12 protein-coding genes and 1 pseudogene are annotated in these 11974 nt (G+C 61.8%); 7 read left to right on the top strand and 6 right to left on the bottom strand.

The genetic code is table 11. From position 1 onward, the window contains the following. Positions 1 to 28 precede the first annotated feature (28 nt). Both AC1DV9_RS16675 and AC1DV9_RS16670 read right to left on the bottom strand, forming a co-directional pair. The gene (locus tag AC1DV9_RS16675) at positions 29 to 796 is read right to left on the bottom strand and encodes a class GN sortase (protein WP_477949194.1); all 768 of its coding nucleotides are present in this window, start codon (positions 794 to 796) and stop codon (positions 29 to 31) included. Then, on the bottom strand, positions 796 to 3135 hold the full coding sequence (locus AC1DV9_RS16670; protein WP_477949192.1) for a marine proteobacterial sortase target protein: 2340 nt from the start codon (positions 3133 to 3135) through the stop codon (positions 796 to 798). The genes AC1DV9_RS16675 and AC1DV9_RS16670 overlap by 1 nt, the downstream gene beginning before the upstream one ends. 364 nt (positions 3136 to 3499) lie before the next feature. On the opposite strand from AC1DV9_RS16670, the gene AC1DV9_RS16665 reads away from it, so the two are divergent. The 5 genes and pseudogenes from AC1DV9_RS16665 to AC1DV9_RS16645 all read left to right on the top strand — a co-directional run bounded on the left by AC1DV9_RS16665 (position 3500) and on the right by AC1DV9_RS16645 (position 6141). Then, positions 3500 to 4702 carry a pyridoxal phosphate-dependent aminotransferase gene (locus AC1DV9_RS16665; RefSeq protein WP_477949190.1) on the top strand — a complete coding sequence of 401 codons (1203 nt, stop codon included), beginning with the start codon at positions 3500 to 3502 and terminating at the stop codon, positions 4700 to 4702. Between the two features lie 106 nt (positions 4703 to 4808). After that, positions 4809 to 5103 (top strand): annotated as a pseudogene (locus AC1DV9_RS16660) (nucleotidyltransferase family protein). 52 nt (positions 5104 to 5155) lie between these two features. Further along, positions 5156 to 5446 carry a HepT-like ribonuclease domain-containing protein gene (locus AC1DV9_RS16655; RefSeq protein WP_477949189.1) on the top strand — a complete coding sequence of 97 codons (291 nt, stop codon included), beginning with the start codon at positions 5156 to 5158 and terminating at the stop codon, positions 5444 to 5446. A gap of 45 nt (positions 5447 to 5491) precedes the next feature. Beyond that, positions 5492 to 5752, top strand: coding sequence for a type II toxin-antitoxin system Phd/YefM family antitoxin (locus AC1DV9_RS16650; protein WP_477949188.1), 261 nt, complete (start codon positions 5492 to 5494; stop codon positions 5750 to 5752). Between the two features lie 2 nt (positions 5753 to 5754). Beyond that, positions 5755 to 6141, top strand: coding sequence for a type II toxin-antitoxin system VapC family toxin (locus AC1DV9_RS16645; protein WP_477949187.1), 387 nt, complete (start codon positions 5755 to 5757; stop codon positions 6139 to 6141). Positions 6142 to 6149: 8 nt separating this feature from the next. On the opposite strand, the gene AC1DV9_RS16640 is transcribed toward AC1DV9_RS16645, so the two are convergent. Further along, positions 6150 to 7247 carry a calcium:cation antiporter gene (locus AC1DV9_RS16640; protein ID WP_477949186.1) on the bottom strand — a complete coding sequence of 366 codons (1098 nt, stop codon included), beginning with the start codon at positions 7245 to 7247 and terminating at the stop codon, positions 6150 to 6152. Between the two features lie 224 nt (positions 7248 to 7471). On the opposite strand from AC1DV9_RS16640, the gene AC1DV9_RS16635 reads away from it, so the two are divergent. Next, positions 7472 to 7756: a DUF2188 domain-containing protein gene (locus AC1DV9_RS16635; protein ID WP_112515770.1), complete on the top strand. Its 285-nt coding sequence runs from the start codon at positions 7472 to 7474 to the stop codon at positions 7754 to 7756. A gap of 33 nt (positions 7757 to 7789) precedes the next feature. Here AC1DV9_RS16635 and AC1DV9_RS16630 read toward each other — a convergent pair whose 3' ends face one another. Beyond that, positions 7790 to 8698, bottom strand: coding sequence for a LysR family transcriptional regulator (locus tag AC1DV9_RS16630; RefSeq protein ID WP_477949185.1), 909 nt, complete (start codon positions 8696 to 8698; stop codon positions 7790 to 7792). Positions 8699 to 8785: 87 nt separating this feature from the next. On the opposite strand from AC1DV9_RS16630, the gene AC1DV9_RS16625 reads away from it, so the two are divergent. Next, on the top strand, positions 8786 to 9790 hold the full coding sequence (locus AC1DV9_RS16625) for an NAD(P)H-binding protein (RefSeq protein ID WP_477949183.1): 1005 nt from the start codon (positions 8786 to 8788) through the stop codon (positions 9788 to 9790). Here the strand turns inward: AC1DV9_RS16625 and AC1DV9_RS16620 are convergent. Next, on the bottom strand, positions 9787 to 10584 hold the full coding sequence (locus AC1DV9_RS16620; RefSeq protein ID WP_477949509.1) for an aminoglycoside phosphotransferase family protein: 798 nt from the start codon (positions 10582 to 10584) through the stop codon (positions 9787 to 9789). The two genes, AC1DV9_RS16625 and AC1DV9_RS16620, sit on opposite strands and share 4 nt — an antisense overlap. A 253-nt stretch (positions 10585 to 10837) precedes the next feature. Continuing rightward, entirely contained in the window at positions 10838 to 11962 is a 1125-nt protein-coding gene (locus AC1DV9_RS16615; RefSeq protein WP_477949181.1) for an alkene reductase, read from the bottom strand. Positions 11963 to 11974: the final 12 nt, after the last annotated feature.

Below are 11974 nucleotides of genomic sequence, written 5' to 3'. Positions count from 1 at the left end.
GCGCGCGGGGGCGATCGCTTCAACCTCGCTAGGTGCCGGATAACGGCTTTGTGTTGCCGGGTTGAACGGTGCCGGTCTGCATCCTGTCGACCAGGTCGGCCTCGACGATGTAGCGCATCGGGCCGCGCTCGGTGGCGTCGAACGGCCAGCAGGTGGTCAGCACCAGATGGCGGCCATTTGCCGCCGCATCGATGCCGCTCTCATCCCAGCGGGCGACGCGGGCGTCGGTGGTCTTGAAGGTCAGCACGGTGCCGTCACGGCGCTTGATTTCGATGTCGTCGCCGGGCTTCACGTCTTTCAGCCAGCGGAAGTGGGTGTCCCTGTGGGCAGCGATCACCGATGTGCCCTCGTCGCCCGGCTGTGGCGTGTTGCTGAGCCGGGCCGGGCCGAAGGCCAGCGCTTCGCCGGATGCGCCCGACAGCACGATCGCCGTCTTGCCGAGACGCGGAGCGCTGACTTCGGCTTCGGTGGTGAAATCGGCCCAGGGCCACGGCTTGGCATCTTCGCCCCGCAGCTCGGCGGCGAAGGCGCGCTTCAGCAGAACCTGCGAAAGCTCCGCCTTACCCTTCAGATAGAAGCCGCTGCTGACCAGTGCGACACCATAAAGGCCAAGACCGAGAATGCCGAAGGCGACGACCTTTTCCATCGGCGAGAGCCGGGAGAAAAAGCTCCTGCGCGGCTGTTCCACATCGAACGCCGTAGCGGCGGCATTCGCCATCATCATTTCCAGATAGCTCGGAAGGGGCGCGAATTCGCCCGTTTCCTCGTTCCAGCTGCCTCTCTGCGTACCGGCCATCAGCGGCCTCCCGGGATGACGAGGCCGCGCAGGCGGCGGCGCCAGATGGCAAAGCCACCGGCTGCGGCGAGCGCTGCCGACAGCACGGTCAGGCCCTGCATGATCTGCTGGTCGGCGAGCGTTGCCGTCTGCGGCAGCTTTACCGAGGCGGAACGCTGAGCGATCAGATTGGCGGCTGCCGGGGTCGGGGCGGCGGCCATCTGGTTGGCGAGGGCCGCGAACTCCATCTGCGGCTTGGCCATCGCGTGATCCGGTGCGCTGCCTGATGGGGCAGGGGCTGCGGGTTCACCCATCACCTTCTCGAAATCCCAGCCATCGGGCAGGTTCAACGGCAGCTTCGTCGAGGTAACCGGCTGGCCATCTGGGCGCGACGGTGTGACGTCGACGGCAACGAGGCTGGTGACGCGGGAGACGAGATGATGCGCCATGGCGATCGTCTCGACATCCTTGTCGAGTGCGGCCGGATCCTGGCGCTCATAGGCGCGGGCTTCGAGATCGTCGATCTTGCGGCGGGCCCAGAGCTTGGAGAGGCCCTTGCCATCGGCGGCATTGGCGATGTCCATCTCGACACGCCAGGGCTGGGCGCCGGTCTTGCCGGTGATCTGCAGCTTGCCTGCGGGCTTGCCGTTCGGGAGTTCCGCGGTAAGGACAACCGGCTCGCCGGTATAGAGATCGGGCATCGGGTTCGGGGTGATGTCGCTTGCCTGCGTGCCTTCGAAGGTGGCGGCGATATCGGTCATCGCCGGGTTCTGCAGCTTGGCGAAGAGCTCGCCCATGCGGGTGGCCACCTGATCGGTGGAGCCGATATGGGTAAAGGTGCCGCGGCCAAGTTCGGCGGCCTTGGTCATGAAATAGGAGTTCGGCGCCGATCCGATGCCGACGGTGAAGACGCGGGCATCGCTGCGGTTGTTGGTGATCTCCATGAACAGCTGCTGCTCGTTGCCGATCGCGCCATCCGTGAGGAAGACGACCTGGCGGAGCGCGCCATTGGCCACCGAACCCTGATTGCGCAACGCGTCTTCGAGCGCCGGCAGCATCTCGGTGCCGCCGTCGGCCGTCAGGCCGCGGACATAGGCGATCGCCTTTTCGCGGTTGTCGGGCGTGGCGCCGACGAGGCCGCCGAAATAATCGGTCATCGTGTCGTCGAAGCGGATGACGTTGAAACGGTCGTCTGCACCGAGCTTGGAGATCGCCAGAGCCAGGCTTTCCTTCGCCTGGGCGATCGATTCTCCGGACATCGAGCCGGAATTGTCGATGACGAAGATGACTTCGCGCTTCAAAGGTGCCGCCGATGCATCCGGCGTTGCGGGCGGGGTGACGAAGGCAAGCAGATAGGTCTTGCCATCCAGCACTTCGCGGAACAGGCCGGCGCTCGGCGTCTTGCCGGGTGCTGCCTTCCAGGTCAGCTCGAAATCCTTGTCGGCCGGAACGGACTTTCCCTTCAGGCTGATGACGCGGTTCTGGTCGCCGTCCTGCTTGATATCGACATCGTGGAAGGCGGACTTGACGTCGCCGAGCGGGAAGCCGGCTTTCAGGTTCACGGTCAGCGCGACAGGATTGATCTTGGCATTCTCGCGCGGATCGAGCACCGGTGCCTCGATCTTGTCGCGGTTCGGAACCGGGTCGGTCGGCACAGCGAAGCCAGCGCCATTGTTGAACTCGACGGTCTGGACGACGGGAGCCGGATTGTAGCGGGGGGCGACGACCATCGGGAAGCGGAGCGAGAATTCGCCGCCGGACTGGTGGACGGCCTGCTGATACTCGATCTGCACGACGATGGTTTCGCCGGGACCGATATTGGCGACCTGGTTGGTGAAGATGTTCGGGCGCTGCTGCTCCAGCAGGGCGGCTTTCTTGCCCTCGGCTTTCGCCTGCTCGTAGATTTCGCGGGCTTCCTGGCGCGGCTTGATCTGGCCCTCGATGAAGCGATCGCCGATCTGCATCTTCAATTCGTCGACGGCAGAATTTTCCGGCAGCGGGAAGACATAGGTGCCTTCGACCCATCCCTTGCTGGGATTCTGGAAACGCTGGGTGACCTTGACGCGGGCGACCGGGCCAGAGACGTCCATCTCGACATCGGTCTTCAGCCGCGGCGCCTCGATGAAGAAGCTCGGGTCCTTCGATGGGAAGAGCAGCGAGCCGCTGTTGACATCGTTCGGGCGAACGAGACCGGTCAGCTGCGTGGCCTTCGGTGCAGCGGCTTCTTCGGCGCGGGCAACGGACACCAGCCCTGCCGTCATCATGATCGATGCAAAAAATGTGGTGAACGCAATCAGGAATGAAATGGCCACACGGCGGACGCGGAGCCGCTCCGTCGCAAACTCGTCTTCCAGAAACATTGGCATACCCTCAATAACCAACTTCGGATGTGCAAGATTGAGGCTCCGATCCCGGCGGGCTCACGACGGAATTGCGGCATGCCGCGGCATTTGTTGCGGCTTATTCGTGGCAAAGGCCCGAAACGGGGAAGTTTCTGTTTTTAAGGGGTAAATCCCGATGGCCTCAGAGATTGATTCAAGATCCTCGCAAACTGATTTAACCGGGCGTCACAAACGATCTCTCAGGGTGCGGCAATCGATCAATAAGAATCATCGGCGTCATCGCGCCTTTGCGCTTGAAATGCCTGCGCACATTGGACATAGACCTTAGCGCAGAACTCCGGTCCCGGTCTTCTGCCCGTTTCAACCGTATAGGACCGATATCATGGCCTTTCTTGCCGATGCTCTTTCCCGTGTGAAGCCTTCAGCCACCATCGCCGTCGCTCAGAAAGCGCGCGAGCTGAAAGCCAAAGGACGCGACGTGATCGGGCTCGGCGCCGGTGAACCGGATTTCGATACGCCTGATAATATCAAGGACGCAGCGATCGACGCGATCAAGCGCGGCGAGACGAAGTACACGCCGATCTCCGGTATCCCGGAACTGCGCAAGGCGATCGCCGCCAAGTTCAAGCGCGAGAACAATCTCGACTACACCTGGGAGCAGACGATCGTCGGCACCGGCGGCAAGCACATTCTGTTCAACGCCTTCATGGCGACGCTGAATGCCGGCGACGAGGTCGTCATCCCGACGCCTTACTGGGTTTCCTATCCTGAGATCGTCGCACTTTGCGGCGGCACGCCCGTCTTCGTCGCAACGACCCAGGAGAACAACTTCAAGCTCCAGGCAGCCGACCTCGAAAAGGCGATCACGCCTAAGACCAAGTGGTTCATGTTCAACTCGCCGTCCAACCCGTCGGGCGCGGCCTATACGCATGACGAGCTGAAGGCGCTGACCGACGTTCTCGTCAAGCATCCGCATGTCTGGGTGCTGACCGACGACATGTACGAGCACCTGACCTATGGCGACTTCAAGTTCGCGACGCCTGTCGAAGTCGAGCCGAAGCTCTATGACCGGACGCTGACGATGAACGGCGTCTCCAAGGCCTATGCCATGACCGGCTGGCGCATCGGCTACGCAGCCGGCCCGCTGCAGCTGATCAAGGCGATGGACATGATCCAGGGTCAGCAGACCTCGGGCACGACCTCGATCGCCCAGTGGGCTGCCGTCGAAGCGCTGAACGGTCCGCAGGACTTCATCCCGGCCAACAAGAAGATCTTCGAAGGACGCCGCGATCTGGTCGTCTCGATGCTGAACCAGGCCAAGGGCATTTCCTGCCCGGTTCCGGAAGGCGCCTTCTACGTCTACCCGTCCTGCAAGGGTCTGATCGGCAAGACTGCGCCCTCGGGCAAGGTCATCCAGAACGACGAAGACTTCGTCACCGAACTGCTGGAATCCGAGGGCGTCGCCGTCGTCCACGGCTCGGCCTTCGGCCTCGGCCCCAACTTCCGCATTTCCTATGCGACGTCGGAAGACCTGCTGGAAGAAGCTTGCCGCCGCATCCAGCGCTTCTGCGGCGCTTGCAAGTAAGCTACGTCAATATTCGGAATGACAGAAGCCCGCCGGAGACGGCGGGCTTTTTTTGTGTGGGCGGGCGCCTGTAGAGATCGATCCGGTGATGTGATAGTTTTTGCTCATGGATCGAAAAGACGTGCTCGAAAGTCTGCGGGAATATTCCGATGCCGTACGCAGCATGGGCGCGACGGGTCTTTATCTTTTCGGCTCTGCCGCACGCGATGAGCTCGGCAGCAATAGCGACCTCGACATCTTCATCGACTACGATAGCGGTTCGCATTTCCCTGATCGATCTGGTTGCCATCAAGCAGTTTCTCGAAGACGAGCTGAATGTCGAAGTAGACGTGACGACACGTGACAGCCTGCATCCAATGCTTAAAGCGGACATCGAGCAAAGCGCTATCCGGGTCTTTTGATGCCGAGAAAGCTCAAGCCTGTCATCACCGAGATTATCGAGACCTCGACGGTGTGCTGGCAGCGACGTCAGGCAAATCTCTCGACGATTTCAAAGGCGATTGGCTTCTACGACTGGCGATCCAGCGGGCATTGGAAATCATCTCGGAAGCGACCGGCCATTTGCCCGACGAAATCGTCGCCTCGGAGCCCGATATCCCCTGGAAGCAGATCCGGGGTATCGGCAATGTTCTCAGGCATGAATATCATCGCATCGCCGATGACATTGTTTGGGCCGTCGTTGCCAATGAACTCGGGCGGTTACGCGAGGCAGCGCTGAGATTACTCGCGCGAGCCGAAGACTGACTAGCGTGATTTGACGGTGTGGCTACAAGTAGCTACATTAGCCAGATGAAGACCGTATCGATCCGAGATGCCAAGAACAGGCTGACCGAACTTGCCCGTGAGGTCGAGGAGGGCGAGACGATTGTCGTGACTCGCAATGGCCGACCGGTTTTTGATCTTGTCCCACACAAGCCGCGCGGCGGTTTGGATCTCGCGGCGGGGCAGGCTTATTTGGTATCCAAAGGCATTACCAATCCTGTGCCCTTCATCGCCGATGATTTCGACGACCAATTGCCTGAAGATTTTCTCTTTAGGCCTTTGCCCTGAATATGAGGCTGTTGCTCGACACGCATATGATCTTGGCGATCTTGCGAAGGGATGTCGGTCAGCGTTTTCCGGACGTCCCCGAACTACTGGCTGATCCAGAGACTGTGAGCTTCGCCAGTATTGCCAGTTTATGGGAAATTGCCATCAAGACGAGATTGGGAAAGCTTGATCCGGGCATGCCTCTCAACGAAATAGCGCCGTCGCTTGATGCGATCGGACTCTCACTGCTTGGTATAGAGATTAGCCACGTGATCACCGCAGCTGAACCTGAGCCGAATACCCGCGATCCTTTCGACCGGCTTCTCCTTTCCCAATGTCAGATCGAAAATTTAAAGCTGCTAACAGTGGATCGCGCATTGGCTGATCATCCACATGCATTCAAATTCTGAAGCCGCCTCTACAGCCCCAGCGCCGTCAGCATCAGAAATGTTGCGAACAGGATGAAATGCGTCATGCCCTCGATGGCGTTGGTTTCGCCGTCGTTGAGGTTGATGGCGGCGGCGATCAGGGTGATAGCGACCATCACGGTCTGGACGGGCGTCATCGCCATGACGAAGGGCTGGCCGGTGTAGAGCGCGATTGCTTCCATCACCGGAACGGTCAGGATCACCGTCGAGAGCGAGGCGCCCATGGCGATGTTGACGGTTGCCTGCATGCGGTTTTTCAGCGCGGCGCGCAGCGCCGTCAGGATCTCAGGCGCGGCGGAGATGGCGGCGACGACGATGGCGGTCAAGGCGACCGGGGCGCCGGTGTCGCGCAGGCCCTCGGTCATGAAGGCCGACATGAACTCGGCAAGACCGCCGATGATGACGACGCCGACAAGGATTGTGATGATCGAGGCGGAGGCCGGTTCGTCGCTGTGATGCTCGTCGGCTGATCCGGCTTTCCGCTCGACGCGGGGATAGCTGTAGCTGAAAAAATAGCTGTGCTGGCCGACCTGCATGCGCAGGAAGAGCCCATAGAGGGCGATCATCGCGACGATGGTGAAGGCCGAGTAATAGTGCCATTTGGCTTCCGGCACGAATTCCGGGACGATCATCGAGATGCCGATGGCCGTCAGGATCATCACGCCATAGGTCTTGCCCGAGTTGTCGTTATAGGGCTGCTCGCCATGCTTCAAGCCGCCGAGCAGGGCGGCAAGGCCGAGGATGCCGTTGATATCCAGCATCAGCGCCGAATAGATCGTGTCGCGTACCAGCGTCGGCGAGCTTTCTCCTGACATCATGATGGCGAGGATGATGACCTCGACGAGCACCGCCGACAGCGTCAGGATCATCGTGCCATAGGGGTCGCCGACCTTGACGGCGAGGATTTCGGCATGGTGCGCCACCCGGATCGAGGCGAGCACGATGGTGCCGACAAGGGCGGCCGCGGCGATCAGGGCCACGCCGCGCCCCATCGCCATGAGGCTATGTTCGAGCCCGTAGCCGGCGATGGCGGCAAGGAACGCGACAATCAGAAATTTCTCGTCCCGCAATCGTGAAATCAGTGTCACGCCTGGCTCCGGATTTGATTCATGCGATCAATCTAAGTCAATGATTTCTTTAATCAAGATGGGGCTTCGAGGGGGTAATTTGCGCTAATGAGGATTTAATGGAATACTGCCTCATCGGTTTGCCGGACACAATCGCGGCGTGCCCTCGTCTTCTTTTGCCGCCGCGACCGGCCGGATCATTCCCGGAAGTTCTTTGCCGCGCCCACGAGAAAAAGGAGAGGTGCATGGTCAAGGTGGTTTATGAGGTTGTCCCGCATGACGGAGGCTGGGCCTACAGGCTCGGCGGCGTCTATTCCGAAGCCTTCCCGTCGCATGCCGAGGCGCTCGAAGCGGCCCGTATCGTTGCTGCAGAACAGCAGGTCGGCGGCGATTCCGCCGAGATCAGCTGGCAGGACGACAAGGGCAAGTGGCACGAGGAATATGCCGAGGGCGGCGACCGTCCGGAAACCGAAGTGGTGGATGGCCTGCTCGCCGGCCGCCGCGGGGCGGAAGCCTCTCCCGGCGTCTGAGACACCGGAAATCCGTCGTTCCATCGTGCGCCGTCAGGCGCGCGTGCTCACGCAATTGTCCAGATAGATCTTCAACCCGTCGACCAGGGCATCGAAGGCGGCGCGGCAGCGCGGCGAGGTCTTCAGGTTCTCATGCATCGCCACCCAGGTGCCGATATGCATGTCCATGATGCCAAGAAGGACGCGCACGAGGTTCGGGTCGGCGTCACCGAGACCGGTCTGGCACATGCCGATGCCGCAGCCGCTTCTGATGGCGGCGAGTTGCGCTAGGTAGCTATCGGTGCGGAACGCAAAGGCGATGCCGCCGGCGGCTGGAAAGCGCTGCACCATCGTCCGCACATAGGCTGTTTGCCGGTCGAAACCGATCAGCCGGTGATTCCTGATATCCTCAAGCGTTTCGGGTGTTCCGTGGCGCGCCAGATAGGCGCGGTGCGCGTAGCAGGCAATCGGAATATCGCCGATGCGCCTGACGACAAGGGCGTCCTGCTGCGGCTCCATCATCCTCACGGCAATATCGGCCTCGCGATTCAGAAGGTCCTCGACATCATCCGATGCGGACAGTTCGATCTCGATCGCCGGGTGGCGGTCCTGCAGGGATGCAAGGATCGGCGGGAGCACCTCGACGGCAATCACCTCGCTGGCACTGATGCGCACCGTTCCCTCGATCCTGTTACGGTGACCCGACGCGGCCCGCAACAGCGCCGACGAGCTTGACGCCATGGTTTCGGCGAAGGGCGCCAAGGCGCGGGCGGCCTCGGTCGGCAGCAATCCGCTCTGCGAGCGGGTAAACAGCTGCGTGCCGACAGCCTGCTCCAGCGCGTCGATATGGCGGCCGACGGTCGGCTGCGTCAGGCCGAGCTCGCGGGCGGCAGCCGAGAGCGACCCGTGGCGGAGCACGGTCAGAAAGGTACGGTAGAAATCCCAGCTTGGCTCTTCGATCATAAATTTATGTATAGATGATGCATTTATTTCGTCAATTTCGTTTATGTGTGATCTGCGGGACAATCATCTCTATCAAAGGAGATCGATATGACTGAAGATCGGAAGATTGCGCTCGTGCTTGGTGCGACAGGCGGCATCGGCGGCTCGGTGGCGCGGAACCTCGCTGGACGCGGATGGCATATTCGGGCGCTTAATCGTGATGCCGCGAAGGCTTCCAGAAGCCAGCCGGCATTCGAGTGGGTGCAGGGCGATGCGATGAATGCTGCTGATGTTGCCGCGGCAGCCGATGGCGCCAGCGTCATCGTCCACGGCGTCAATCCGCCCGGCTATCGCGATTGGGAAAAGCTGGTGCTGCCGATGCTCGGCAATACGATCGCCGCGGCGCGGGCTGTTGGCGCGCGGATCGTATTGCCGGGAACGGTCTATAATTTCGGCCCTGATGCCTTTCCCATCCTGCGGGAAGACAGCCCGCAAAACCCCGTCACCCGCAAGGGCGCGATCCGTGCCGAGATGGAGCGGCGGCTGAAGCGTGCGGCGGATGCGGGGACCGGCGTCATCATCGTCCGTGCCGGCGATTTCTTCGGGCCGGGTGCGACCGGCAACAGCTGGTTTTCGCAGATCGTCGCGCCCGGAAAGCCGGTAAAGACCCTGAAGAACCCGTCGCCCAAAGGCATCGGCCACCAATGGGCCTATCTTCCGGATGTCGCGGAAACGATGGCCGAACTTATCGAACGGGCATCCTTGCTGCCTGCATTCGCCGTCTATCACATGGAGGGCTTCTGGGACCGCGACGGCAGGCAGATGGCCGAGGCGATCCGCCGTGTCTCCGGCGGGCGGGCGAAGATCCGTACCTTTCCGTGGTGGATCGTGCCGCTTGCCGCGCCCTTCGTCACCGTGATGCGGGAGGTGAAGGAGATGCGCTATCTCTGGAAAGAGCCGATCCGGATGTCGAACGAGAAGCTTGTCGCAGAGCTTGGGCGTGAGCCGCAGACGCCTGTTGACGACGCTGTGCGGGCCTCATTGATGGCGCTCGGCTGCCTGCCGAAGCCGGCGGGATTGCTCAGCGATAGCCGTGCGGCGGTGCTGCGCTAGCCGAGTTCGGCGATAGCAATGCGGGCGATGGTGAGCTGCAGCTCGGCGCTCTCCGTCGAGCCGTCGCCCAGGAACCAGGCGGCGGAAAGACCGGAATAGGCGGCGATCCATTGCAGCAGGCGGCGTGGATCGATGCCTGTCTCTTCGGCGACGATGGGCAACTGGCGCTGCAGCCGGCCGGGTGTGGTAATGATCTCCAGATCCTCGTTGGCGAAGGTGTTTGCGAAATCGAAGCCGCGTTCGCCGTAAAGACCTTTCGGGTCGATGGCGAGCCAGCCGTCATCGCCGAAATCCAGAATGTTGCTGTGATGGATATCGCCGTGGAGGACTGCTTCGCCCTGCGGTGTTGCCAGCAATGCGCGGGCAGTCCGGTCGCAATCGGCGAACGTGCCGCCATGGCGGGCGGCGACGGGTGCAAGGTCGCGGAACCATCGCTCCAGCGGGATCAACGCGGGCAGGGGCTTTGACTGCGGCGCATGCAGCCTGTTGGCGCTGCGGCAGATGATCCGCGTTGCCTCGTCGTCCAATCCATCGTGAGCCATGGTTAGCAGCGAGTGGGTGCTGAGTGAGCGCTCCATGAGAACGGCATGCGCGTCATGCGCATAGACTTTGGCCGCGCCGTCGCCATCCCACCAGTCGAGCACCGCCCCGCCAGCGCGCTCGGCCTCGTCGTCGGACATCTTCAGCATCGCCGGTTTGCCGCGCCAGATGACGGGCAGGAGATTGCTGGAATGGGTGGTGATCGGCGAGCCGTCCGGGGTGAGCGCCCAGTGGGAAAGGTAAGGTTCGAACATGTGGGTGAAGGTAGTGGGCCGGGACGTGCGTTTGAAGAGTTTCGGCTCCCGCACGCCCTCATTTCTGTGCTCGTCACAGAAATCCAGCCACGGCGCGTCTGCGCCGTGAATGACCGCCTCAGGCAGTCTCCCGCCGTGCAGACGCGCGGCACTGGATTCCTGTGACGAGCACAGGAATGAGGGAAACGTGGAGGCGGGTCCAAAAAAGAAATCCCGCCACGAGGGCGGGATCTCCAACTGTCGTTTGGCAGGCTTACGCTACCTTGTCGGCCAGCGGATAGTCGATGTAGCCCTTCTGGCCGCCGCCATAGAAGGTGGCCTGATCCGGGGCGTTCAGCGGCAGGTTCTTTTCCAGGCGCTTCACCAGATCGGGGTTGGCGATGAAAGGCTTGCCGAAGGCGACGAGGTCGGCGCGGCCGCTGTCGACGGCGTCGATGGCCGTTGCGCGGTCGTAGCCGTTGTTGACCATCCAGTCGGCCTTGCCGCCGGCCTTTTCATAGGCCTGGCACAGCGCCTTGTAGTCGAAGGACGGGTTGTCGCCCTGCTTGTAGTCGCGCTCGCCGCCGGTCTGGCCCTCGACGATGTGGATATAGGCAAGGTCGTACTTCGCCAGGCCTTCGACCACATGGGTGAACAGCGCCTGCGGGTTGGAATCGTAGCTGTCGTTGGACGGCGTGACCGGCGACAGGCGGATCGCGGTGCGGCCGGCACCGATTTCCCTGGTCACGGCGTCGACCACTTCGAAGGTCAGCTTGGTGCGGTTTTCGATCGAGCCGCCATACTGGTCGGTGCGGTCGTTGATGCCGTCGCGCATGAACTGGTCGAGCAGGTAGCCATTGGCGCCATGGATTTCGACGCCGTCGAAGCCGGCATCGATCGCTGCGCGTGCGGCCTTGCGGTAATCCTCGACGATGCCGGGGATTTCAGAGGTTTCCAGCGCGCGCGGCTCGGACGTCTCGGCAAAGGAACCAGTGCCGTCGGCATTGACGAGATAGGTCTTGCCCTTGGCGGCGCGGTTTGTGGAGGAAACCGGCTTGCCGCCGTTTGGCTGCAGCGTGGTGTGCGAGATACGGCCGACATGCCACATCTGCACGACGATCTTGCCGCCTTCAGCATGAACGGCATCGGTGACACGCTTCCAGCCGTCGAGCGCTTCCTTGGTGTAGAGGCCGGGCACGTCGGCATATCCCTGGCCCTGATGGGTGATCGGGGTTGCTTCGGTGATGATTAGGCCGGCGGTGGCGCGCTGGCGGTAATATTCGACATTCAGGTCGTTCGGAACGGCACCCGGCGAGCGGTTGCGCGTCAGCGGCGCCATGACGATGCGGTTCTTGACGGCGATATCGCCAACCTGTGTCGGTTCAAAAAGCTTGGTCATAAAGGTATTTCC

The sequence above is a fragment of the Rhizobium sp. 01L410 genome (genome assembly GCF_056400165.1).
The sequence above is the reverse complement of the archived record's forward strand: the minus strand, read 5'-3'. Positions and strand labels throughout refer to the sequence as shown.

Coding starts and splice junctions, on each gene's coding strand:
- AC1DV9_RS16665 (WP_477949190.1), top strand. CDS start 3,500: ATGGCCTTTCTTGCCGATGCTCTTTCCCGTGTGAAGCCTTCAGCCACC.
- AC1DV9_RS16625 (WP_477949183.1), top strand. CDS start 8,786: ATGACTGAAGATCGGAAGATTGCGCTCGTGCTTGGTGCGACAGGCGGC.
- AC1DV9_RS16630 (WP_477949185.1), bottom strand. CDS start 8,698: ATGATCGAAGAGCCAAGCTGGGATTTCTACCGTACCTTTCTGACCGTG.
- AC1DV9_RS16635 (WP_112515770.1), top strand. CDS start 7,472: ATGGTCAAGGTGGTTTATGAGGTTGTCCCGCATGACGGAGGCTGGGCC.
- AC1DV9_RS16645 (WP_477949187.1), top strand. CDS start 5,755: ATGAGGCTGTTGCTCGACACGCATATGATCTTGGCGATCTTGCGAAGG.
- AC1DV9_RS16670 (WP_477949192.1), bottom strand. CDS start 3,135: ATGTTTCTGGAAGACGAGTTTGCGACGGAGCGGCTCCGCGTCCGCCGT.
- AC1DV9_RS16675 (WP_477949194.1), bottom strand. CDS start 796: ATGGCCGGTACGCAGAGAGGCAGCTGGAACGAGGAAACGGGCGAATTC.
- AC1DV9_RS16615 (WP_477949181.1), bottom strand. CDS start 11,962: ATGACCAAGCTTTTTGAACCGACACAGGTTGGCGATATCGCCGTCAAG.
- AC1DV9_RS16620 (WP_477949509.1), bottom strand. CDS start 10,584: ATGTTCGAACCTTACCTTTCCCACTGGGCGCTCACCCCGGACGGCTCG.
- AC1DV9_RS16650 (WP_477949188.1), top strand. CDS start 5,492: ATGAAGACCGTATCGATCCGAGATGCCAAGAACAGGCTGACCGAACTT.